22 protein-coding genes are annotated in these 23,652 nt (G+C 45.5%); 10 read left to right on the top strand and 12 right to left on the bottom strand.

What is annotated here, in order from left to right:
• Positions 1 to 81: 81 nt before the first annotated feature.
• From GJS45_RS10540 to GJS45_RS10530, 3 genes are all read right to left on the bottom strand, one after another.
• The gene (locus tag GJS45_RS10540; RefSeq protein ID WP_162341694.1) at positions 82 to 531 is read right to left on the bottom strand and encodes a MarR family winged helix-turn-helix transcriptional regulator; all 450 of its coding nucleotides are present in this window, start codon (positions 529 to 531) and stop codon (positions 82 to 84) included.
• A 110-nt stretch (positions 532 to 641) separates the two neighbouring features.
• Positions 642 to 3,161, bottom strand: a complete 2,520-nt coding sequence (locus GJS45_RS10535) for an ABC transporter permease (protein ID WP_162341692.1) — start codon at positions 3,159 to 3,161, stop codon at positions 642 to 644.
• Positions 3,154 to 3,831 (bottom strand): ABC transporter ATP-binding protein, encoded by a 678-nt coding sequence (locus tag GJS45_RS10530; RefSeq protein ID WP_162341690.1) that lies wholly within the window; start codon positions 3,829 to 3,831, stop codon positions 3,154 to 3,156. The genes GJS45_RS10535 and GJS45_RS10530 overlap by 8 nt, the downstream gene beginning before the upstream one ends.
• Positions 3,832 to 3,935: 104 nt before the next feature.
• On the opposite strand from GJS45_RS10530, the gene GJS45_RS10525 reads away from it, so the two are divergent.
• The 4 genes from GJS45_RS10525 (at position 3,936) to GJS45_RS10510 (ending at position 7,982) form a co-directional block, all read left to right on the top strand.
• Positions 3,936 to 4,616 carry an arylesterase gene (locus GJS45_RS10525; protein WP_162341688.1) on the top strand — a complete coding sequence of 227 codons (681 nt, stop codon included), beginning with the start codon at positions 3,936 to 3,938 and terminating at the stop codon, positions 4,614 to 4,616.
• Between the two features lie 121 nt (positions 4,617 to 4,737).
• Complete coding sequence (locus GJS45_RS10520; RefSeq protein WP_162341686.1) at positions 4,738 to 6,477, top strand: GMC family oxidoreductase; 1,740 nt, start codon at positions 4,738 to 4,740, stop codon at positions 6,475 to 6,477.
• Positions 6,478 to 6,480: 3 nt separating this feature from the next.
• Positions 6,481 to 7,197 (top strand): gluconate 2-dehydrogenase subunit 3 family protein, encoded by a 717-nt coding sequence (locus tag GJS45_RS10515; protein ID WP_162341685.1) that lies wholly within the window; start codon positions 6,481 to 6,483, stop codon positions 7,195 to 7,197.
• 86 nt (positions 7,198 to 7,283) lie between these two features.
• Positions 7,284 to 7,982, top strand: coding sequence for a 3-keto-disaccharide hydrolase (locus GJS45_RS10510; RefSeq protein ID WP_162341684.1), 699 nt, complete (start codon positions 7,284 to 7,286; stop codon positions 7,980 to 7,982).
• Here the strand turns inward: GJS45_RS10510 and GJS45_RS10505 are convergent, their stop codons facing one another.
• The 3 genes from GJS45_RS10505 to GJS45_RS10495 all read right to left on the bottom strand — a co-directional run bounded on the left by GJS45_RS10505 (position 7,983) and on the right by GJS45_RS10495 (position 10,039).
• Entirely contained in the window at positions 7,983 to 8,639 is a 657-nt protein-coding gene (locus GJS45_RS10505; protein WP_235954710.1) for a Crp/Fnr family transcriptional regulator, read from the bottom strand. It abuts the gene before it with no gap.
• 155 nt (positions 8,640 to 8,794) lie between these two features.
• Positions 8,795 to 9,274, bottom strand: a complete 480-nt coding sequence (locus tag GJS45_RS10500; protein WP_317165099.1) for a type I restriction enzyme HsdR N-terminal domain-containing protein — start codon at positions 9,272 to 9,274, stop codon at positions 8,795 to 8,797.
• 51 nt (positions 9,275 to 9,325) lie between these two features.
• The gene (locus tag GJS45_RS10495; RefSeq protein WP_162341680.1) at positions 9,326 to 10,039 is read right to left on the bottom strand and encodes a ComEA family DNA-binding protein; all 714 of its coding nucleotides are present in this window, start codon (positions 10,037 to 10,039) and stop codon (positions 9,326 to 9,328) included.
• A gap of 183 nt (positions 10,040 to 10,222) precedes the next feature.
• On the opposite strand from GJS45_RS10495, the gene hemA reads away from it, so the two are divergent.
• Together hemA and GJS45_RS10485 are read left to right on the top strand one after the other, a co-directional pair.
• Positions 10,223 to 11,497: a glutamyl-tRNA reductase gene (gene hemA, locus GJS45_RS10490; protein ID WP_162341678.1), complete on the top strand. Its 1,275-nt coding sequence runs from the start codon at positions 10,223 to 10,225 to the stop codon at positions 11,495 to 11,497.
• Positions 11,498 to 11,617: 120 nt separating this feature from the next.
• Positions 11,618 to 13,204: a WG repeat-containing protein gene (locus GJS45_RS10485; RefSeq protein ID WP_162341676.1), complete on the top strand. Its 1,587-nt coding sequence runs from the start codon at positions 11,618 to 11,620 to the stop codon at positions 13,202 to 13,204.
• Positions 13,205 to 13,220: 16 nt separating this feature from the next.
• Here the strand turns inward: GJS45_RS10485 and floA are convergent, their stop codons facing one another.
• From floA to proS, 3 genes are all read right to left on the bottom strand, one after another.
• Complete coding sequence (gene floA / locus GJS45_RS10480; protein ID WP_162341674.1) at positions 13,221 to 14,234, bottom strand: flotillin-like protein FloA; 1,014 nt, start codon at positions 14,232 to 14,234, stop codon at positions 13,221 to 13,223.
• A gap of 3 nt (positions 14,235 to 14,237) precedes the next feature.
• The gene (locus GJS45_RS10475) at positions 14,238 to 14,699 is read right to left on the bottom strand and encodes an NfeD family protein (protein ID WP_162341672.1); all 462 of its coding nucleotides are present in this window, start codon (positions 14,697 to 14,699) and stop codon (positions 14,238 to 14,240) included.
• Positions 14,700 to 14,856: 157 nt separating this feature from the next.
• Positions 14,857 to 16,338 carry a proline--tRNA ligase gene (gene proS, locus GJS45_RS10470; RefSeq protein WP_162341670.1) on the bottom strand — a complete coding sequence of 494 codons (1,482 nt, stop codon included), beginning with the start codon at positions 16,336 to 16,338 and terminating at the stop codon, positions 14,857 to 14,859.
• Between the two features lie 130 nt (positions 16,339 to 16,468).
• On the opposite strand from proS, the gene GJS45_RS10465 reads away from it, so the two are divergent.
• Both GJS45_RS10465 and GJS45_RS10460 read left to right on the top strand, forming a co-directional pair.
• Positions 16,469 to 17,842 carry a hypothetical protein gene (locus GJS45_RS10465; protein WP_162341668.1) on the top strand — a complete coding sequence of 458 codons (1,374 nt, stop codon included), beginning with the start codon at positions 16,469 to 16,471 and terminating at the stop codon, positions 17,840 to 17,842.
• Positions 17,843 to 18,091: 249 nt separating this feature from the next.
• Positions 18,092 to 19,561 (top strand): OmpP1/FadL family transporter, encoded by a 1,470-nt coding sequence (locus GJS45_RS10460; protein ID WP_162341666.1) that lies wholly within the window; start codon positions 18,092 to 18,094, stop codon positions 19,559 to 19,561.
• Here GJS45_RS10460 and GJS45_RS10455 read toward each other — a convergent pair.
• From GJS45_RS10455 to GJS45_RS10445, 3 genes are read right to left on the bottom strand one after another with little or no spacing between them, the layout of a single operon-like run.
• A complete protein-coding gene (locus GJS45_RS10455; protein ID WP_162341664.1) occupies positions 19,544 to 20,080 on the bottom strand; it encodes a shikimate kinase in 537 nt (178 codons plus the stop codon). The two genes, GJS45_RS10460 and GJS45_RS10455, sit on opposite strands and share 18 nt — an antisense overlap.
• Positions 20,077 to 21,183 carry a BT_3928 family protein gene (locus GJS45_RS10450; protein WP_162341662.1) on the bottom strand — a complete coding sequence of 369 codons (1,107 nt, stop codon included), beginning with the start codon at positions 21,181 to 21,183 and terminating at the stop codon, positions 20,077 to 20,079. Before GJS45_RS10450 ends, GJS45_RS10455 begins: the two co-directional genes overlap by 4 nt.
• Positions 21,173 to 21,721: a DUF1599 domain-containing protein gene (locus tag GJS45_RS10445; RefSeq protein ID WP_162341660.1), complete on the bottom strand. Its 549-nt coding sequence runs from the start codon at positions 21,719 to 21,721 to the stop codon at positions 21,173 to 21,175. Before GJS45_RS10445 ends, GJS45_RS10450 begins: the two co-directional genes overlap by 11 nt.
• A 15-nt stretch (positions 21,722 to 21,736) precedes the next feature.
• Between GJS45_RS10445 and folP the strand changes: the two genes are divergently transcribed.
• Both folP and cdaA read left to right on the top strand, forming a co-directional pair.
• Positions 21,737 to 22,621 carry a dihydropteroate synthase gene (gene folP, locus GJS45_RS10440; RefSeq protein ID WP_162341658.1) on the top strand — a complete coding sequence of 295 codons (885 nt, stop codon included), beginning with the start codon at positions 21,737 to 21,739 and terminating at the stop codon, positions 22,619 to 22,621.
• Positions 22,618 to 23,484 carry a diadenylate cyclase CdaA gene (cdaA, locus tag GJS45_RS10435; RefSeq protein WP_162341656.1) on the top strand — a complete coding sequence of 289 codons (867 nt, stop codon included), beginning with the start codon at positions 22,618 to 22,620 and terminating at the stop codon, positions 23,482 to 23,484. The genes folP and cdaA overlap by 4 nt, the downstream gene beginning before the upstream one ends.
• The last annotated feature ends 168 nt before the right edge of the window (positions 23,485 to 23,652 follow it).

Here is a 23,652-nt window from a genome sequence, read left to right as displayed (position 1 = left end):
CTTCTTAATAGTTATTAGTTATACGTGTTTAATTAAATATTTATACATTAATTGTATATACATTGAAATAGATAAATTTTTTTATCCTCTCAGTTTATCTAGCAAATCATTTAGCTGCTCTACCTCAGATTTCGTTAAGTTCAAGATACTTTTATTAAATTTATTCACTTCTTCTTCCAGTTGCTCCAGAATTTCAAGCCCTTTCCCGGTGATCGTAATGTCCACCTGACGACGATCCACTGCACATTCTTTACGCTCTACCATTTTCTTGATTTTTAATTTTTCAACTAGCCGGGAAGCGTTACTCATCTTATTTAGCATTCTATCTTGAATAGAAGACACGGTTATGGGTTCCGGATGCTGTCCCCTGAGTATTCGGAGTACATTGTACTGTTCGGGAGATAAATCATGAGGCTTGAAAATTTTGCTCTGCTCGGTCACCAGGTAACTGTGGGTATAAAGCAAGTTTACCACCGCCTTGCTATACGCATCCTTGAATGGCTTTTGCCTGATTTCGTCTTCAATTTTCATTTATTTCCTATTGTATTTAATGTATATACATTTAAATTAGACAAAAGGTTTCATTTTCTGAAAGATTATTTATTTTTTTTCAGGGATGCTACCTTTATTTAGTCGGCCATTTACGATCTCAGGATATCCATGGTTTTGGCTTTCAAGATACTGAGGCTGTTTATCCATCCCAAGATCACCGTAAGCAGGGTAATCAGTACAAACACGATGAGTAGTGGACCCCATTCCATCCGGAACGATATTTCAAACACATATCTGCTGAGCAGAAAAGCCGCCAGCACGGAAAGCAGGATCCCTCCTCCTGCGGCGAGACTTCCCAAAAACAAGTATTCCAGGGCGTTGATTTTCAGCAGCACCCTTCTGCCCGCCCCTATCGTGCGAAGCAGAATATTTTCCCGGATTCGTTGAAACTTACTGATCAAAAGTGAGCTTATCAACACCAAAACCCCTGTAAGAATGCTGAACAAGGCCATAAACTGAATAACGAAACTGATTTTTCCTAAAATGTCTTCCAGTGTTTCCACGATCATGCTGAGGTTCACCACCGAAACATTAGGGAACTGGCGCACCATCTTATTTTGTATATCGGCAGATTCCTGGTCATTCTTTGTCCGGGTGATCAACACATGAAACTTAGGGGCATTATCCAATACCTTATCCGGAAAAACAACCAAAAAGTTGGTAGAAACCTTTCTGAAATTCACTTTTCTGAAACTTCCCACGTACGTAGTGAGCGGCCTTCCTTGTACATTAAAGACAACCTCATCCCCTAATTCCACCCGGTTTCTTTCTGCGTATCCTTCTTCCATAGAAACAAAAATACTGTCCCCTTCTGCTTCGAAGGGAATTAAGCTGCCCGCAGTCAATTCTTCGGTGGCAATGAGGGTATCCCGGTAGGTCACTCTGAATTCCCGCCTATACATGGAATTTGACCGCTGTTCTTCGTCTTCGAGTTCCTCGTTATCATTTCTGGTCAAGCCATTCACTTCTGCCAACCCCATGGTAACGATGGGAACGTGCTGCAATATAGGCAATCCGTCCTCTGCCAATACGGTCTTCATGCTGTCTACCTGATCCGATTGGATATCAAAAAACAACATGTTCGGCTGATCTTCTTTGTCAGCGAACCGCACCTCATCCAACAACTGGTTTTGTATAAAAAACAAGGTACCTATCATCGCCGTTCCCAAGCCAATGGTAGCCAACAGGGATACCGTTTGATTATTGGGCCGGTACAAATTGGACAAGGCTTGTCTGGCAGGGTAGTTCAAGCTAATGGGAAGGAATTTTCGAATGGCTTTCATTATCCCCAGGGCCAGCAGCCACAAGGATCCAAAAGCGAATATCACAAAACCGGTAAACCAAAAGGTCTGGTCCCACTCTTCCAACAGGTAAAAGCTAAACCCCAGAATAAACAGGACTATTGCTCCCAAGACCATCCAGCGCAAGGGATCCTTGCCCAAGCCTGCAGAAGGATCGTCCGGCCTGAGGGTCATCATCGGCGATACTTTTCTGATTTTCAGCAAGGGAATCAGGGCAAATAATACGGATATCAATACCCCGGTGAAGGTCCCCATGATCACTGCTCTCCAGGAAATTTGGACAGACACTTCCACGGGAAGGAAATCACTAAATACCATCGGCAAAAGAAATTGTAGGAAAGCCCCGGCAGCCGCACCCAGTAGGGAACCAAATAGTCCCATGATGACGATCTGAACCAGATAGACGGCTACAATTTCTTTTGATCGTACCCCCAGACATCTTAACACCGCCACGGAGGGTAATTTCTCCTTCACAAAAACATTGATGGCACTTCCCACCCCCACACAACCGAGCAGCACAGCAATAAAGGCCACCAAAACCAGGAAGTTAGACAGGTTTTCAAATGACCTTCCTGTGTCTTCCTTTTGCGATTGCACGGTCTCGTGCCTGACCTTGTCTTCGTCCCACTGATCTTTCTTCTCAGCAATCAGGGCCTCCAGGTCAAACTCCTCCGGAAACTGAAAATAGTGAATGTAATTGACCCTACTGCCGTACTGAACCAGGCCTGAAGCTTCCAATTGATCGTTAGGGATGTATACGGCAGGAGCTACCGTGGCGGTAATGCCATTTTGCCCGGGAACTTTTTGCAAGGCCCCGACGATTTCCAAGGTCACATTACCCACCTTGATGCTATCGCCTACCACGGCACCAAACTGAGCCATCAGCGTTTTTTCTACCAAGGCTCTTTTAGCCCCCTTTCTGAATTCCGTCTCTCCGGACACCGGTAGGGTTTCGAAGCTTCCGTAAAAGGGAAAGTCACCCTCCAGCGCCCTTACCTGTGTCAGCCTGCTTTCTCCTACTTTAGGAAAATATACCATGGAGGCAAAATTTACTTCCAGGGCACGGCGATCTGCCTGTGTCTCGATTTCAGGAAACTCGATCGGCTGATTTTTTCTCAAAGAGAGATCCGCTCCCAACAGTTCTTTCGCCTGCTCGTCAATATCATTACTCAGGTTATCTCCAAAAGAGGTGACGGCCACCAGGGCAGCAATTCCGGTAACGATGGCTGAAATAAACAAAATAAGCCTTCCACCCGTCTTTCTGAGGTCTCTTTTCGCCATTAGAAGCGACCAGTTCCAATCAACCATTGATCGCCTCCTGTAATTTTCCTCCCTTAATGTGAATGGATTGGTGTGTGCGGGCCGCTAGTTCCAAATCATGCGTCACCAGAATAAGGGTCGTTCCCTCTTCCTCGTTTAATTGAAAGATAAGATTTTCTACCATTTCTCCTGTTTCAGTATCCAGGTTACCGGTAGGTTCATCCGCAAACAAAATTTTTGGTTCGTTGGCAAAGGCACGGGCTATGGAGACCCGTTGTTGCTCACCACCTGAAAGTTGATTGGGGTAATGTGTCAATCTATCCGCAAGGCCTACCTTTTCCAGGAGTTCCATCGCCTTGTCTTTGGCATCCTTTCTTTTTTTGAGTTCTAATGGCACCATGACGTTTTCCAGCGCGGTCAGGGTTTGCAGCAGCTGAAAATTCTGGAATATAAAGCCCACCAGTTGATTTCTCACGGCTGCTCGCTGGTCCTCTGTCATCTTTTCCAATGCACTGCCATCCAGCATTACGGATCCGGAACTGGCCACGTCCAATCCGGCACAAAGCCCCAAAAGGGTGGTTTTACCGCTACCGGAGGGCCCGACGATCGACAAGGTATCTCCAATGGCTACCTCAAAATTTACCTGATCCAAAACCGTAAGTTCCCGGTTACCACTTCGGTAGGTTTTTGTAAGATTATCAACTTTTAATACATTCATAGACTTCAAATAAAAATACTTATCCTTACCTAACAAAAACAATAGTCAATTAAGTTTATTAATTTTAACGATTGACCATTAAATTTCTGCCAAATTACGCATTCATGAAACTACCCTTTAAATACACCCCCTTTGTTCTGGCGGCGCTTACACTGATCTATTCCTGCAATCAAAAGCCTCAGGAAGATAATCGGGAAAAGGAGGAGGAAGCTATTCCCGAGGAAAAAACGGTCAAAAAAACCATTTTGTTTTTCGGTAACAGTTTGACCGCAGGATACGGAATTGAGGAAGAGGAGGCATTCCCTGCATTGATTCAAGAAAAAGTGGACAGCCTTGACCTCGGTTACGAGGTGATCAACGCCGGGTTAAGCGGAGAAACTACTGCTAGCGGGCTAAGCCGTCTGGACTGGTTTCTGGAAGAAAAACCGGAAATTTTCATCTTGGAACTAGGTGGGAATGATGGGTTAAGGGGTATTTCCCTGGAGGAAACTGAAAAAAACCTTCGAAACATCATTTTGACTGTGCAGGAGAAATTTCCGGATACTAAAATTGTATTGGCAGGAATGCAAATTCCTCCGAATATGGGTCCGGAGTATTCTGAAAATTTCCGAACCATGTACGCTGAAATCGCTGAAAACACTTCGGTTTCACTAATCCCCTTTTTGTTGGAAGGGGTGGCTGGAGATCCGGACCTAAACCTGCCTGACGGCATACACCCTACTGAAGAAGGACATCAAATCGTAGCTGAGAATGTCTGGCCCTACCTCAAACCCCTGGTACTTTGATTTTACTAAGGAATAGTCTACTACCAAATATCCCGGTATTCTTTCTACAGAAGAATTATTCGTTTTTAATTTTAAGAAATTTGTCTTACTTTTTGAAAAATTTTAATCAAAGAGAAATAGAATGAGTATTAACATACAATCTGCCGGAGAGGCTTATGATGTGGTTATTGTGGGATCCGGAGCGGGAGGAGGCATGGCTTCAAAAATTCTGGCAGAAGCGGGATTGAAAGTCGCTGTGGTGGAAGCGGGAGCTGATTTTGACCCGGCCATTGAAGAACACCGAACCCAACTTCGTCCTCCCTGGGAGTCTCCGCGTAGAGGGGCGGGAACCGTACGACCTTTTGGAGACTTTGATGCTGCCATTGGCGGATGGGACATTGAAGGAGAGCCCTATACCCGGGGAGCCGGCAGTGAATTTGATTGGTTCCGTTCCAGAATGCTGGGGGGAAGAACCAATCACTGGGGACGCATATCCTTGCGATTCGGCCCCTTGGACTATAAACGAAAAGACCTGGATGGGTTGGGTGATAACTGGCCCATTGGCTACGAGGATGTGGCTCCCTATTATGATAAGGTGGATCAGCTGATCGGTGTATTTGGTTCCAAAGAGGGGATCCGAAACGAGCCGGATGGTTATTTTCTCCCCCCTCCCAAGCCCCGCTTGCATGAATTGCGCATCAAAAAAGGCGCGGATAAGATTGGAGTACCTGTCATCCCGTCTCGTTTGTCGATTTTGACGCGACCTGTGAATAACGACCGGGGTACTTGCTTTTTCTGTAACCAATGCAACCGCGCCTGTCAGATATATGCGGATTTTTCTGCCGGTACCTGCCTGGTAAAACCGGCCATGAAGAAAGGTCAGGTGGACCTTTTTACCATGGCTATGGTAAGGAAAGTGAACACTAACGAGCAGGGAAAAGCTACGGGTATACGGTATATCAGCAAACTTGACATGAAAGAATACACCCTTAATGCCCGTGTGGTCGTATTGGGTGCCTCTGCCTGTGAATCGGCAAGAATCATGTTAAATTCCAAATCCCAAACCCATCCCAACGGGCTGGGCAATAGTTCCGGACAGGTAGGTCATTACCTGCACGATTCTACCGGGGCTGACCGCATGGGTATCCTTCCGGATATGATGGATCGGGAACGGTACAATGAAGATGGTGTAGGAGGCATGCACGTATACACTCCCTGGTGGCTCAATGAAAAGAACCTGGATTTTGCCAGAGGGTATCACATCGAGTACTGGGGAGGAATGACCATGCCTTCCTATGGTTTTGGTGGTGGCATGGATACCATGCGCCAATATGTCAAGGATGAATTTGGCAAGCCACGACCGAACGGCGGCTATGGAGAGGGACTAAAAAAGGATATCCGACGATTTTACGGCAGCACGGTAGGCATGTCTGGCCGGGGAGAGAGTATCCCCCAGTACCGCAACTACTGTGAAATTGACAATCAGGTAGTGGACAAGTATGGCATCCCTGTTTTGAAATTTCATTACAAATGGACCGATCAGGAACTCAAGCAGGCGCAACACATGCACGAGACCTTTGAGGAGATCCTTACCAGTATGGGGGCCATCATTTTGGGAAGCAAACCGGGGGCTGATCAACAATACGGATTACACAAACCCGGCCGGATCATTCATGAAGTGGGAACTACCCGCATGGGAGACAATCCCGAAACTTCCGTACTCAACAAGTTTTCTCAAGCCCATGACTGCGAGAACCTATTTGTAGTGGACGGTGGTCCGTTTGTATCCCAGGCCGATAAAAACCCAACCTGGACCATATTGGCCCTGTCCTGGAGGACTTCTGAATACATTATCGATCAATTATCAAAGAAAAATATTTAAGCCATGAACAGACGAGAAAATCTCAAGCTTTTATTTACAGGATCCCTGGCTTCGGGCTTCCTTTTTACCGGCTGTGGTCCGGAGGCTCCTGAAACAACCGAAATACCCCACAATCCCACGATCGGGGAGTTTGGGAGTTATGGCAGAACACCGGAAGAAATCATTTACAATGAAAAACTCAAGTCGTCCACTTTTTTTACCGATGAGGAACGACAGAAATTAGACATCCTGGTCGATATCATCATTCCTGCTGATGCTACCTCAGGAAGTGCCACCGATGCGGGCGTTCCCGATTTCATCGAATTTATGATGAAAGACATCCCCACGTACCAGACACCCATGCGTGGCGGGCTCTTGTGGTTGGATCACAAGTCAGACGAACTATTTGCTGCCAAATTTCTGGATCTCAATGAAACGCAGCGAATCCAGCTCATTGACGAGATTGCCTATCCCGACAAGGCGAAACCTGAAAATGAAGGCGGTGTCCGCTTCTTTAATATGCTGAGAAACCTGACGGCTACCGGCTTTTTCACTAGTGAGGAAGGGTTTAAAGATCTGGGATATGTAGGTAACCGGCCCAATGCCTGGGACGGCGTGCCTGAAGAGGTCCTGGCCAAACATGGACTACAGAACGATCCGAAATACAAAGACGTGTACCTGGATGTTTCTACCCGGGGCACCATCGCCCAGTGGGATGATGAAGGCAACCTTATAGGATAAATATCCTTTGAGCCCTCCATGACCCAGTCCGGAAATGGGCTATTACCTTACCTGTTTCCGGACTAATCACCTTAACCCAACATGCCATGAAGTTTTTTCCAATTTGCTTACTAATCCAGACCGTACTGGTTTTTTCCTCGTTGAAAGCACAGGAGTTGCCTTTATTTAACGGTAAGGACCTAAAGGGCTGGCATGCAGACGTGCCTGAAAAGGACGACAATCCCGATGCCGGACCGTCCTTTATCGTCCGGGATGGAATGTTGGTAAGTTTGGGAAGGCCGCTGGGTCACCTGATTACCGATAAGGTGCACCAAAACTACCGGATCACGACCGAATATCGGTTTCCCGGAGAGACCGGCAATTGCGGCATATTGGTTCATGCTTCTACTCCTCGCGCCCTATACGACATGTTCCCCAAGTCCATAGAAGTGCAGATGATGCATGAAAACGCAGGAGATTTTTGGTGTATCGTCGAGGATATTAAAGTAGACAATATGGTGGAAAGAAGAGGTCCAAAAGAAGACTGGGGAATAACAGAGGGAGAAAACAGGCGTATACTCAACCTAACCGATGGCTCAGAGAACCCTCCCGGCGAATGGAACCGAATGATTATCGAATGTTTTGAAGACAAAATAAAAGTCTGGGTAAACGGAGACCTGGTCAATGAAGGCTATCAGTCCACTGCTTCCAAGGGCCAAATTGCGGTACAGGCCGAAGGTGCGGAGGTGGAGTTCAGGGAGTTGCGCCTGGAGCAAATCAGTGGCCTATCTGAAAATCCGGAATGATTATCCGTAAAAATCCGAAAGCCGTGCAAGGCCCTTTCTGTCCAGCAAAAGTATCTTTTTACCTTGGAGGTCAATCAACTTGTCCTTCTTGAATTCAGAAAGCAGCCTGATGACTGTTTCCGTTGCCGTGCCCACAATACCGGCTATTTCCTCTCGGGTAAGGGCTATATCCAATCGCTGCTTGTCACCCCCGTCAACGCCATAGCCATCTCCCAACTTAAGTAACGCCAGGGCCAGTCGTTCGCGAATTGATTTCTGGGTGGCATCCGTGAGCTTGTTTTCCATCACCCCCATATCCTGGCAAAGGGCCTGCGTGAGTCTGCGGTGAAAGTTATTATCCTCGGCCAACACTTTTAAAAAAACCTCTTTGGGCACAAAGCAAATGCTGGCATCTTCCACGATCGTCGCAGAGGTGGAGTAAGCTACTTCACCGATTAAAGAGGTATAGCCTACAAAGTCTCCCCTTTTAGCCAAGCGAATGATTTGCTCCTTTCCGTTTGAAGCGGTCTTAAAAATCTTCACCACGCCACTGTTTACACAAAACACGCCCAAAGGTTTGGTGTTTTCGTAATAAAGTATTTGTCCTTTTTTGTGAGAGATGAAATTTTTACTGTCCGAAATGGTACAAAGGTGCTCCTCCGCCAAGTCCGAAAACATCGAAAATTTTCTACTCAAACACAATTCACAAGGCGTACTTTTTACCGGGTTGCTCATAGCAGGGTCTTAAAACTTTATGTAATTTATAGGCTCAATTTACTAAAATACATGACTAAAGTCACTAACTTTTTCATTTAAGGTTAAATCGTACAAATTTAACCCATAAATTCCGGAAAAAAATTGATTTGCGCATAATTACCCGAAGGGATATCCCGCTGCATGCAGATATGGGTAATCCCATTGCTTATCCCCAGATAGGCGGCTTGTATTTTTTGATTGTAAACACTGACCTGTTCGACCGTCCGTTGGGTCAACCTCACCTCAGGAGCCTTACATTCAATCAGGAAGAAAGGCTGGCCTAGCCGGTCTCTTACCAGAATATCATACCGTTTGTTCAGGGAATTGTAGGTAAGGCCTCGTTCCAGAGAAATTAAACTCTTGGGGTATTTAAGGTAGTTTGTTAAATAATGCACGAGGTGTACCCGAACCCATTCTTCGGGAGTCAGCAAAAGAAACTTTTTTCGCAGCGGGTCAAAGATAAAGCACCTCCCATTCGCTTCCTGCCGAATCCGGAAATCAAACGAAGGAAGATTGAGCTTTTCCTTAGCTAGCTGCTGCACCTTTTCATCCATCATGCAAATTTGCGTGAAATTAACCATCTCTAAAAGCCTTCAGAGGAATAAGCGTCAAAAACTAAGATAGGGAGCAATTCGGTCCACCCACTCCTTGGTGAAAATTTTAATTCCGAGTAGGTCATTGGCCACATCATACCTTCCATGTTGGTTTCGGTAGGCAATGATCACCTTTGCCTCACCGGTACCTATGTAGGGATGACTGACCAGATCCTTAAAGGTAGCTTCGTTGATTTTGATCCTGCGATTGATTTGGGCCTGAAATGGAAACAATTCATAGATTTTTGCGGCCAACTCCCCATCGATTCCATACACCTCCAGCAATTGCTCCGCGGAATGAAATCCTCCCAACTTGTCCCGGAACGATTCTATTCTGGCGGACAATACCGGTCCTACACCCGATACCATTTGAAGTTCCACTGCCGTCGCTTCCGGAAAGGGCAGGGAATTTAGTTGGGGGGCCTCAGGCCGACTTAGGAGCTGCGTTTTTTGCCGGTTATCGGTTTTTTTATTTTCTTCTTGCGGCCAAACTGCAATGGATGCCGTATCGGACGTTCGGGTGGCCGCGTTATAAAACTCCGGATTACTTTTTACCTTTTCGAGATAAGCAAGGTAATCTTCTTCATTATAGGATCGAAAATAACCTGATATCCAATGAGGAATCGCATACAGGATGGCTAGCATGGGTATTACAAAAACAAATCCCCGGGACTCTTTTCGCGTGAAGCCGAGGTAAGTTTTCAGGAAGTAAAACAATTTATCCATCATTGTTTTAATCTATTGACTTCATAAATTAATAATATTGGAATTATATTCCAAAAATTCGCATTATTGCAAAGGGATAGGAATTGGTAATTCTTATTTAGAAGAATTATAAATTAATTTCCACTATCTGAATTAATTCCTTTCGTCCATTTTCTGTAATAAATTTGCAGCTGAAAGTAATGTAACATGCAGTCAAAGTTTAAAGCTTTAAGTCTCTCCTATAAAAAAGCCCCTGTTGAAATCAGGGAGCTGGTTTCGTTGGATGAGGGTGCAGTTCATTCACTTTTGGGTAAACTAAAGGATTTTTTTAGCCTTACCGACACCCTGATCCTCTCCACCTGTAATCGGACAGAAATCTATTACAGCCATGAATTGGACCTTTCCACGGAAATCATCAAACTGGTTGGTTTGGAGAAAGGACTGGTGGACACCATCTCTTATTTGGAGTACTTCGATTTGTTTCCTAACGATAAGGCAGCGATCGAACACCTTTTCCGAGTAGCCATGGGTCTGGAGGCCCAGGTTATTGGAGACATGCAGATTTCCAACCAGGTGAAAAGGGCCTACCAGGCCTCCGCTGACATGGAAATGGCAGGCCCCTTTCTGCACCGACTTATGCACACCATCTTTTTTACCAATAAAAAAGTCGTTCAGGAGACGGCTTTCAGGGATGGAGCTGCCTCCGTTTCTTATGCTGCGGTAGAATTAATAGAGGAGCTTACGTCCAACACGCATCAGCCCAGGGTATTGCTGATAGGCCTGGGAGAAATTGGAGAAGATGTGGCCAAAAATCTCGCCTACCTACCGGATGCCCGGGTCAAAATTTCGAACAGAACCTACTCCAAGGCCGTAACGCTGGCCACTGAATACGGTTTTGAGGCCATCCCGTTTGAGGACTGTTTTGAGGCCATGAAGGAGGCAGACGTGATCATTTCCTCTATTATGAAGTCAGAGCCTTTTATTACGAAGGGTCTGGTAAGTAGTTTTGACATCAAAAGTTATAAGCTGTTCGTAGACCTGTCTGTTCCCCGAAGTATCGATACGGCCGTGGAAGATATTGCCGGAGTGCTCCTATACAATGTCGATAACATCCGAAGTAAAGCCAGTGAAACGTTAAGCAAACGAACAGCTGCCATTCCTCAGGTCGAGGAAATCATACAGGAAAATATCAATGAGTTTTACGATTGGAAAAAGGAGATGATGGTATCCCCTACCATCAATAAACTGAAAAACAGTCTGGAACAGATTCGAAAGGAGGAATTGGAGCGCTACTTAAAGAATGCGGATGATAACCAGATTGAGATCATCGAAAAAATTACCAAGAGTATGATGCAAAAAATCCTCAAAGTACCGGTGGTGCAGTTGCGGGCGGCCTGCAAGCGAGACCAGGCCGAAGAAATGATTGGCATCCTCAATGACTTGTTTGACCTGGAAAAACAGGAGGAAAAAAAGCAACATTGACCTTCCATCCATCCCCATTTTTTGGGCTTTCTTCCTTGCCAGATACCTAAAAGAATTGCTGCTTCTTTTTTTATTGCGATTACCCGATAAATTTTTACTTTCACTTTTAAAGTAGTCATTATGCGAAAAATTTACCGTTTATCATTTTTTCTTCCTTTCTACCTGATGCTTCTTTCGGGTACCGATGGATTTTGTCAGACCTGGGAAGTCTTTGACAGGAATTTTAATTTGGAAAAGAAAATTTCCGCCGGTAACATCTACCTTTTGGGAAACTCCCTGAGGATAAACGTGTGGAAAAACGACCTTTCCTTTTTAGACCCGGAGTACCGCCCCTTTATCTCGGTGGACAGTGCCAGCCTGTATCAATACCTGGAACCCTGGATTATTATTGAAAACAATGGGCAATACGGTGCCTTCCATGAGTACGGGGAACAGGTTCTTACCCCTGTCTATGATGAAATAAGCACCTTTTATACACACCTTTTAGCAAAAAAAGGCCAGGAATACTTTATTTACGACAGAGGCAAGAGAACGACTACCTCCATCGGGACGTTTGCGCATGCTCGGTTGGCAAAAAACGGGCAGGTAATCGCCCGATTAGCTGATGGCTCGTACGCATTGCCCCTTTCACCTCACCCAGATACTCGTTTTCAATCCCTGGCTGATCCTGGACCGGATGCGATCATTTCTCAGGAATCCACTGGTTTTGGGCTGATCAACCGGGAAGGGGAGTACATTCTGGATCCTATAATCGATGAAATCGACCATTTGGAAGGCAATTACTATTTTGGCAAAAACGAAAAAGAGTACCTGTTGATTAATGCCCTTTCCACTGATGCAGATATTCGCTATAACAGCTTTCACCGGATTAGCATTGAAGAAGGGGTCATGGTGGAATATATTCATGGGAAACTCCGGCGAATTATGAAGAATGACGGCATTCTTCTGGATATTTTAGGAATGGACTCGGTCAGAAAAATCAACGATCACTACAATGTCCATTTCAAGGATGCCACTACTGGATTGCTGAGTTCACAGGGAAAATGGGAAGTCCGTCCGACGGAGGCTGCCAGCTTGCTATTGCCGGGAAATGAGGGGCTTTATGGCGCGAAGATGGGAGAACGATTTGGCTATGTAGACGCTGCAGGCAACAGGGTCATCGATTCGAAATACGATCAGGTAGAACCCTTCTCAGAAGGACTGGCTGCTGTAAAATCAGGTTCAAAATGGGGGTACATCAATTCCAGCAACGAATGGAGCACTCCTCAGGTCTATGAGCGGGCAGGCCGCTTTACCAGCCATGGCGTAGCCATTGTAAAGGAGGATTCCAGCACCCATCTGATTGATCCCAGCGGCAACAAGCTGCTTCCCGTATCCGCAGATCGCATCAGCCGTACCCAAGATGGGTACTACTTATTGGAAAAAGAGGGCCTGCTAGGCATTGCCAAACCAGGCGGGCAGCTTATCAGCCTTCCACAGTTTGAAGAAATACGACGGGAGGGAATGGATCGGATATTGATTCGTAAAGGCACCAACTATGGTGTGATGCGGGAAAATGGTGATTATGTATTACCCCTGTATTACAGCCGAATTCTCTTTGATGAGGAGAATGATACCATCCTTGCGGAAAGCATGCAGATCGAAATAGAACCTGCAGAAAAGCTAGAAGGTAGAAAGGCAAGGAAGAAGAAAAATAAAGGGGCTTGACGCCCCTTTATTTGTTTTATTTGTTTTTATCATTCCCTTTTGACCGGTCTCCAGATTTATTCTCATCCGAATTAGCAATTGAATCCCGCATGCTGGTGTCAGATTTTACGTTTTCCATTTTGTAATAATCCATTATCCCCAGATTTCCAGACCGGAAGGCTTCTGAAATGGCTTTGGGTATTTCGGCCTCGGCCTCGGTAACCTTGGCTTTCATTTCCACGTTCCTGGCTTTCATCTCTTGCTCCAGTGCTACCGCCATGGCCCTTCTTTCTTCAGCTCTTGCTTCGGCCACTTTCAGATCGGCAGTGGCCTGGTCAATTTGCAGTTTCGCGCCGATATTCGATCCCACATCGATGTCAGCAATATCGATGGATAGGATTTCAAATGCCGTACCGGCATCCAATCCCCTTTCCAACACCAATTTGGATATTTTGTCCGGATTCTCCAGCACACTTTTGTGATTTTTGGCGGAACCAATAGATGTCACAATCCCTTCGCCAACCCTTGCCAGGATGGTTTCTTCGCCAGCCCCACCAACGAGTTGCGCAATATTGGCCCGAACCGTCACCCGGGCTTTAGCGATTAATTGAATCCCGTCAGCCGCCACTGCCGCTACATTGGGCGTATTAATGACCTTCGGATTTACCGATATCTGCACCGCCTCAAATACATCTCTACCAGCCAAATCGATGGCCGTGGCTTGCTTAAACGACAGGGAAATATTGGCCTTGTCCGCAGAGATCAAGGCACGTATCACATTCGGAACGTTACCTCCCGCCAGGAAATGGGTTTCCAAATCATTGGTGGTCAGATTTAACCCTGCTTTGGTCGCTGTGATCAGTGAATTGACGATTACCCCCGGAGGCACCTTCCGGATTCGCATCCCTACTAACTCTAGAAGCCCTACCTTCACATTGGAAAAGATGGCTGTTATCCAGAGATTGACTGGGACGAAATAAAGAAAAACGAAAAGGAGGATCAGCCCGGCAAATGCTGCTACCAATATGAATGCCGAATTAGAAATTTCCATGATTTACGGTTTAATGATAATTTTATTGTCTGCTATTTTTTGTATCGTTACGCTTTTTCCGGCAGGTATAAACCCTCCCTCGGACTTGGCTTCATACATTTTATTTCCTATTTCCACCTTTCCATAAGGTTTGCAATCGGAAATCGTCTTACCTGTTTGCCCGACTTCAAGGCCTGCCAATCGGTCATCGTAGGTTCGGTTTACCAGCGTATCTTTCAGCGCAAACCGATTCCAGACACCGGATTTTAATCCATATACCAAAAAACCCAGATTTACCAGAATGCTTAGACCAAGGACTGCATAAGCCACCGGGGCAGGGAAATGAAGAAAGCCATAAAAGACTCCCATTCCGGTAAACACCAAGCCCAATGCTCCCACCAAAGTGGTTCCGGGTACAAACACCACCTCCATGAGCACCAAAAGGGCACCAAATAAGATCAAACTCAATACGATTAACCAATCCATGAGGCGGTATTTTATTTTTCTCCCCGCTAAATCAGGGTTTTTGTAAATTTACAAGATTTCGAAGCAATTGAAAGCCAGAATCGTAATTCATCCGCTAATTCCTTAGAACAATCGCCTTCTGGAACAAAAACCCTAAAATGAAGCAAGCCAAAACGCCTCAATAAGCACGGGCAAATAGCACCCTTCCCTCGGAGGGATTTCCAGAAAAGATGCATTTTCCCTGCTCCGGAACCTGATCCAATGGAATACAGCGGATCGTCGCTTTGGTTTGCTCTTTTATCCGTTCTTCGGTTTCTGCCGTACCGTCCCAGTGAGCCGATACGAACCCTCCTTTGCTTTCCAATACATTAATAAATTCTTCCCAGGTGTCTGCTTTAGTAGTCTTTTCCAGCGTAAACGTATGCGCTTTGCGATAGATGTTTTCTTGAATATCAGCCAGGGTTTCTCTAATTAATGTAGGCAGGTTTTCCTGCTCCAGGTTTACCACGGATTTGGTTAAGGTATCGCGACGGGCCATCTCTACGGTTTGGTTTTCCAAATCCCTGGGGCCGATCCCCAGTCTTAATGGAACTCCTTTAAGTTCATATTCAGCAAATTTCCATCCCGGTTTGTGAGTGTCCCGATCGTCAAACTTTACCGAAATACCCAGTTCCTCCAGGGATTCCATGATTTCCCCAGCTTTCACCCGGATGGCTTCCAGTTCTTCCTCGCGTTTAAATATGGGAACGATTACGACCTGAATGGGCGCCAACTTTGGCGGCAGCACCAGGCCCTGGTCGTCGGAATGGGCCATGATCAAGGCTCCCATAAGCCGGGTGCTCACGCCCCAGGAAGTGCCCCAAACGTGCTCCAACCCTCCTTCCCGGGTAGCAAATTTCACATCAAAAGCCTTGGCAAAGTTTTGCCCCAGGAAGTGGGATGTTCCGGCCTGCAGGGCTTTGCCATCTTGCATCATGCCTTCAATGCAATAAGTAGCCTCGGCTCCGGCAAACTTTTCGCTTTCGGATTTAATACCTTTGATTACCGGTAGCGCCATGAAATTTTCGGCGAATTCAGCATATACGTTCAGCATTCGTAAAGTTTCCTCCTCTGCTTCCTTTTTAGTCTCGTGGGCGGTGTGGCCTTCCTGCCAAAGAAATTCGGAGGTTCTCAGAAATAACCGGGTTCTCATTTCCCAGCGGACCACATTAGCCCATTGGTTGATTAGCAAGGGCAGATCCCGGTAAGACTGGACCCAGTTTTTATAGGTGCTCCAGATCACGGTTTCAGAGGTGGGCCGAACGATAAGTTCTTCCTCCAACGCTGCTTCCGGGTCCACGATTACTCCTTTGCCTGAGGGGTCTGCCTTTAGGCGGTAATGGGTGACTACGGCACATTCCTTCGCAAAGCCTTCTACATGGCTGGCTTCTTTGGATAAATAGGATTTGGGAATAAATAAGGGGAAATAGGCATTTGAATGCCCTGTCTTTTTAAACATCCGGTCCAGTTCGGCCTGCATTTTTTCCCAAATGCTAAAACCGTAGGGTTTGATCACCATGCAGCCCCGTACTGCACTGTTTTCAGCAAGATCCGCTCTTTTCACCAATTCATTGTACCAGAGGGAATAATCCTCACTTCGTTTTGGTAATCCTTTGCTCATCAGTATTTCTTTGTTGTAATAAAAAAACTCTTTATATTCGATTCTTGATCTCAGGCAAATATAATTTAAAAAATGATAACCCTCCTGCTATATTAGCGTATATAGTATATGAGAAATAAACTGAAAACCCATGATTAATTTCAATCCAATTCGGACCCTAGGTGCATTATCAATTCTTGGCCTCGCTGCATGCAGTACTAGCTACAATGCCAGCAATGGCGGACAAGAAATGGATAATTTGTATTTTATGGCATCAGATGCCCGAATCGCTACTGAATTTGCCGTAAAAAACAACAACCCGGAAAATTTCGAGGAAATAGAGGAAATACGTTCTTTCGACGGAGAAACAGATAATTTCTCTGCCAAAAACGTCAATCCGGAATACATCGCCAAATACCAGCGATCCACCTCCCCTGCCGAAGAAGGCACGGTCTATTTTGACGATTCCCAGTCAGATGGTGAGCAGGCACAAGGTCAGCCAAATATAAATGCCTACGACAACTACCGGGGATCCGGTGGAAACAACCCAGGTATAACCAATAACTACTTCATGAATCCCATGATGGGTATGGGCATGAACCCCATGATGGGAATGGGCGGCATGTTTAACCCTTACTTTGGCTCCGGCTTCGGAGGAATGGGCATGGGCATGTATGACCCTTTCTGGGGCTCCGGCTTTGGTTTCAGGCCCGGATTCAACCTGAGCATAGGCATGGGTATGGGAATGGGCTGGGGAAGCCCGTTCATGAGACCTGGCTTTGGATTCTATGATCCTTTTTGGGGCTCAGGCTTTGGCTTTAGGCCAGGATTTGGAGGTCTCTATGGTGGAGGCATGTGGGGTAGAAATATTTATTCGCCTGTCATCGTTCTTCCCGGAGGTAATGAAGGTAATAGAAGACAGGTGGTTCAAGGTGCCAGACCTGGCAGGGCTTCTTCCCTGGCAAATTCTGCCAGCAGATCTACCAGAAGTGCTGCCCAACCTAGCTCATCCAGAGCTTCTGCAAGAAGAGAGGCTATGAGCAGTAGTGCGGTAAGTAGAAATCGATCCGCAGGTACTACTAATTCCTTCTCTAGATCTCAAAATGATTATTACAATTCGGTGTCTGCTGCGCCATCCAGAAGAAATATTAATTCGCCTGCCATGAATCGGGCTGGAAATACTTCTACCCGCAGCAGCTACAATACACCTAGTCGGAGCAATACGTACAACAGAACGCAAGCGCCTTCGAATTCCAATTCAAGGAGCTACAATTCCCGAAGCAATACGCGTTCAACCTATTCAACTCCAAGATCTAATAGCAGAAGTTCATCTCCTTCCTACAACAGGAGCCAAACTAACAGAACGACGACACCAAGTTATCAACGACGTTCCACCTCCCCCAGCAGAAATTCTTATTCTGCGCCATCGAGGTCGTCTTCATCTTACAGTACTCCTAGCAGGAGTAGTTCTGGTGGTGGAGCTTCCCGAGGAGGTAGCGTAGGAGGCAGTAGAAGAGGGAATTAATTCCCTCTTTTTTTCTCCTTTTGATCTTTTCCTATTTTTTTACTTTCTCGATATGCCTTTCGGATCCCATTTCAGTTAGAATCGTTTTACCTTAACTATCAATCTTTGCGCAGTATTTTTACATTAACTTAATTTCCTGATATCCGTTTCGGATAATAAGTCTTTCTTATTTCGTTCACCCGGTAAGCTGGCAGGAAAATAATCGATCGACGTAATTTGTTAGCTTCAGTAAAACCCAATTCAGTTGATATGAAAGGATTAAAATTGATTTTAGCCTCTTTGGCCATACTTGCCTTTAACGCACCTATTTTAAAGGCTCAAAGTGGGTATGTAGAAGATGCGCTTCGATTTAGCCAATACGGTGCAACCGGCTCTGCCCGGATAAATGCCATCGGTGGAACCCAAAATTCGTTGGGAGGCGATATTAGTAATGTGCATGGAAACCCGGCAGGTTTGGGGTTTTTCCAAAATTCAGAATTTAGTTTTACAGCAGCCTACGGAGATTGGAATTCAGAAACACTGCTGCTGAACCAATCCCGGGGACTCAATGCCACTAATTTTTCCATTCCCAACATAGGTGCGGTTATCAGCAGAACCAAAGGCCCCCTCGAAATTGGTGACTGGAGAGGAGGCTCATTCGGTATCAGCCTCAACAGGCATTCTACCTTCAATCAAAGCTTCGGTTATTTTTCCGATCAATTGGATCAGGGATCCATTTTGGATTATTATACAAACCTGTACAACGATCAGGGGGTCCCAAGTGGAACAGACGGGCTGTTCTTTGAGGCTTTCTTAATCAACCCGGCAAATGGCGGCTATGATTTTGTCCCCAATGCCACGAATGCGCTGGAAAAATCCGAAACCGTGGAAAATGAAGGCAACCTGACGCAGGTTAGTTTCTCTTACGGTGGCAATTATAAAAACAAATTCTTTATCGGTGGATCATTGGGGATCAATACCATTTCATTTCGTTCAACCAGAACCTATGACGAAGAGTTTCTAGACGATGCGAATCAGACCACGCTATTCAGTTCCTTGCAAGAAAACCTATTCCTTGACGGGTCAGGCATCAACCTGGGACTTGGTGTCATCTACAAACCGATAGACCGGTTAAACCTGGGGTTAAATTTTAAATCCCCTACCTGGAATCGCTTGAATGAAGAATATGATGCCGATATTTTTGCGGATTTTTTCCCTCCCTATGAAGACCCTGAATTTGGAACCATCGCCGAGTCAGATGCTGAAACCGATATTTTCATCAGCAGCTATAACCTGAGAACCCCTATGACACTAGGGGCTGGTATGACTTACTTTTTTGGAAAAAGTGGATTCATATCAGGAGATGTCAATTACCTGGACTACAGCACGGCGAATCTCCGTTCTAACGTATTCAATACCGAACAAGACAACACCGAAATCAGCCGGCTGTACGGACAAACTATTAATTACAGTGTTGGCGGAGAATATCGGATTCAAAAACTAAGAATAAGGGCTGGCTATGCCTTTTATGGAGATCCATTCGGCGAGTCAGGTAATTTGGACCGCAGCACTACCCAACTATCCGGAGGAATAGGATTAAAATTACCAGCCTTTAGCATCGATTTTGGGCTGGTTAATCGCCGGTTTAACAGTTATTACACCTCCTACCCAGATGCAGATCTGGCCACTACAGATAATAATCAAATCAGCGGATCGCTGACCCTAGGGTTTAATTTTTAACAAAGGCATCCAGGATGATATCAATAACTCAGGGGAAATATCTTCTCCCCTGAGTTTTATTTTTGCCTTTTCGTAAAATGAACAGCGCTCCACATACATGTTTTTCAACTTCAGGATGATTTCGGACGTATCCATTCCTGAGAACAAAGGCCTTAATTCCACCTGTGTTTGAGTAAGTCGTTCCAGAATATGATTGAGTGGGACATCTAAAAATACCGAAACTGCACTGCCATTGATCAACTCCATATTTTCGTTGTAACAAGGCGCTCCACCACCGGTAGCCAGAACAAAAGCCTCTTCCCTCTGAAGGAGCCCGGACAAGACCGCTGTCTCCAGTTTCCTGAAGTAGCCTTCACCCTTTTCCGGAAACAGGGAGGCGATTTTCTTTCCCTCTTTTTCCTCTATAAGATCATCTAAGTCATAAAATGGAAAATTAAGCCGCTTCGCCAATTCTTTGCCCAAGGTGGATTTCCCACTGCCGGGCATGCCAACCAAGACTATTTTTTTGGGATCTATCATGGTGAAAACAAGTTTTTGGCCGCTTCCGGAGCAGGGGTATTTCGAAAGTGGTATTTGCCCAGCACCGTTCCATCTTCCAGGAACACCAGCCCGGGATTGGAGCGGATGATGGTTTTCACCACCGTGGCATCAGCCATGTAGTACCCCAGCTTCAGGCCATTTTCCGCTAAAAAAGTTTCCATTTCCGCCTCTGATGAGGCAGCCACTAATACCATACGCACATCCGTACCCTGAAATGCATTGATCAGGGCACTGATCTGCTCCATATGGTTGATGGAAAGATCCATTTTGGATATCTGGTGAGAAAGAAGTAACACTTTTTTCCCACTGAGGATTTCTTCCGTATGGTCTCCCTGATCGTTCCAGATGGCGAAATCGGAGATCTTCGGTAGTGCCTCGGGGTTTTTTAGTTGCATTTCCACAAACTCATAGCTTTCATCCGAGGGGTACTGGTCGAAGGTCATCGTTTCACCGTCCTTTTGCATGACATACCGGTACTCCAGGTTTGCCGAGGGCTGCATGGCATTGGAAATATTAACCCCTTCCTTGAATGCCCTGAAATCAATAAAGGGAAGGTTTCGAATGGCGAAAATGGCGAGCAACAAAGAAATAATCAAGGAACCAACGGTCATCCACTTACCAGCGGTACTGCTTCCCTCCGGAAGGTGTTTTCTAAAAATAGCCATGAATAAGATCAGGCCTAAGAGAACCAGATCTTTATAAAAAGACTCCCAGGGGGTCAATTTGATGGCGTCTCCAAAACAACCGCAATCCGTCACCTTATCGAAATAGGCGGAATAAAACGTAAGAAATGTAAAAAACAGAATCATGGCCAATAGCAGGTAGACACCCGTTTTTATCTTCCAGCCCGTCAACACCATGATACCAAGGGCTACCTCCAGTACGACCAGGATTACGGCTACCAGCAAGGAGATGGATTTGAGTGGCTCGAAGAGGGGGGAAATATCGGTGGCAAACACATCAAAATATTCCTGCATTTTAATAGAGGTGCCCACGGGGTCATTCACCTTTATCAAGCCGGAAAATACGAACAGCCCTCCCACCAATAGGCGGGCGACATATAACAAGGTCTTAACGATCATCTTGATTTAATTTTATCATACAAAATACGGCATAATTGAGCATGTCCTGATAATTAGCGGCCACTCCTTCGGAAACCAGTGTTTTACCCTGATGATCTTCAATTTGCTTGACGCGCAACAATTTCATTAAAATGATGTCGGTGATCGATGATACCCGCATGCCTCTCCATGCTTCACCATAGTCATGGTTTTTGTTGGCCAGTAGCTCACGGGTAGCTCCCACCCACTTGTCATAAAGTGGTTCCAATTCCTGAAAATCAATTTCCATGCGATTATCTTCCCGCAAGTCCAGCTGCATTAAAGCAATGAGGCAATAGTTAATTATCCCCATAAATTCATCTTTGATGGGATCGGTCACTTTTTGCTTGCCTTTTTCCTGGATGGAACGAATGCGTTGCGCTTTGATGAAAAGCTGGTCTGTCAGGGAAGGAAGCCTTAAGATTCTCCAGGCAGTACCATAATCCTGCGTCTTCTTCTTAAAAAGTTCTTTACAAAGGCCAATAACTTCATTATATTCGCTTGCGGTTTGCGTTTCCAAAGCAATGGTGTTTTTATGTTAGAAAATCTGCATTCGGATAGTAAGGCCGAAGATACTTTATTTCCTCCAAAAATAACACTACAGATTAAAGGAAACCTCTTCGCTTTGGACAGCCCCTGGATTATGGGAGTCATTAATAGCACACCGGACTCGTTCTTCCCAGGCAGCAGGACGGCGACCATTCAAAAGGAAGTATTGGACAAAGCCGAATCCATGATCAGTCATGGGGCCCGAATTTTAGACATCGGAGGATACAGCACTCGTCCTGGAGCAGCCTTTGTGCCTGAAGAAACCGAACTAAAAAGGGTCATTTCCGTTATCACTGATATAAAGGAAAGGTTCCCCGAAGTACTCCTGTCCATAGATACGTTTCGAAGCGGGATAGCCAAAGAAGCGGTTGCAGCTGGTGCTGATTTGGTAAATGATATCTCGGGAGGTAACATGGACGTGGACATGCACGAAACGGTCGGTAGACTGGGCGTACCTTATATATGCATGCATATGAGAGGGACACCACAAACCATGCAGGCGCAAACCGACTACGATCATCTCGAAAAAGAAATGTTGTATTTTTTTTCCGAAAAAATAAGAAGTTGTTATGAAGCTGGCATAAAAGATGTTATTGTAGATATTGGACTGGGTTTTTCGAAAACGTTGAAGCAGAATTACCGATTGATCCGTCAGTTATCCCATTTCAAAATCTTACAAACGCCGCTGCTGGTTGGATTATCTCGTAAATCAATGATTTACAAACTATTAAACCTTAGCCCCGAAGAAGCGCTGAATGGCAGCACAGCACTTCACATGGCTGCCCTGATAAATGGGGCCAACATTCTCCGGGTACATGATGTAAAAGAAGCAAATGAAACGATAAAATTATATAAACAACTCTATACTTGAATTTACTATTTAAAATAGGCTTCCTGGATGTTTCCCTGGTCAACTTAATCGACATTACCCTGGTAAGTGTTCTCATCTATCAGGTCTATAAGTTGATGCGGGGAAGTGTGGCCATTAAAATCTTTTTAGGATTTTTATCCATCTATTTGATTTATCTGGTGGTAAGTGCGGCTCAGATGGAGCTTCTGACCATCATTTTAGGCCAGTTTATGGGTGTGGGTGTGCTGGCTGCCATTATCCTTTTCCAGCAGGAAATCCGTAAGTTCCTATTAATCGTCGGCAAGTCTTCGATTTTTTCAAATGAAAACCTTTGGCAGGAATTGCTGTTTTGGAGAAAAAGGGAAAGCCTTGCCTTTAACGTGACACCTATTATTGAGGCCTCCAAAACGCTATCTGGAAGTAGCACGGGTGCCCTGATTGTGCTATCCAGAAATTCAGAATTAAAATTCTATGCTGAAAGTGGGGATCTGATTGATGCCGTGGTTTCCAAGCGTTTGCTGGTATCCATTTTCAACAAATACTCTCCTTTGCACGACGGGGGGGTCATTATTTTTAGTGGCAGGGTCAAGGCGGCCCGTTGCATTCTTCCCGTCACAGAGCGAGAGGTTCCGGCCCAGTTTGGACTCCGCCACCGCGCTGCCATTGGCATGTCCGAAGCCACCGATGCCCTGATACTGATAGTCTCCGAAGAAACCGGGCAGGTATCGCTGGCAAAAAATGGGAAAATATTACACAACTTGTCCTTTCAGGAGGTGCGGGAAATCATCAATAACTACCTTACCGGGGAAGAGATTGACGAAAAGTTTGAACCCATCAGCCAGACGGATAAGCCCCGGGATTTTAAAAAACCTACTGAAGTTTAGGGCTTAACTTTTCCAAAGTTTTGAACTTTGGAAAAGCTTAAAATTAAAAGCGAATTGGAAATCCGTGGCCATATGTGGTGAACCAATATTAGGCACCACAGATTACTCAGATTCTCACAGATTGAATGGGTGCCAAGCCCCAAATACCTTTACGAATCGGTAATGATC

It is taken from the genome of Cyclobacterium salsum, from assembly GCF_010119245.1.
GTDB classification, from domain to species: Bacteria; Bacteroidota; Bacteroidia; order Cytophagales; family Cyclobacteriaceae; genus Cyclobacterium; species Cyclobacterium salsum.
Note: the sequence above shows the minus strand (reverse complement) of the source record. Positions and strands in the feature narration are given on the sequence as shown.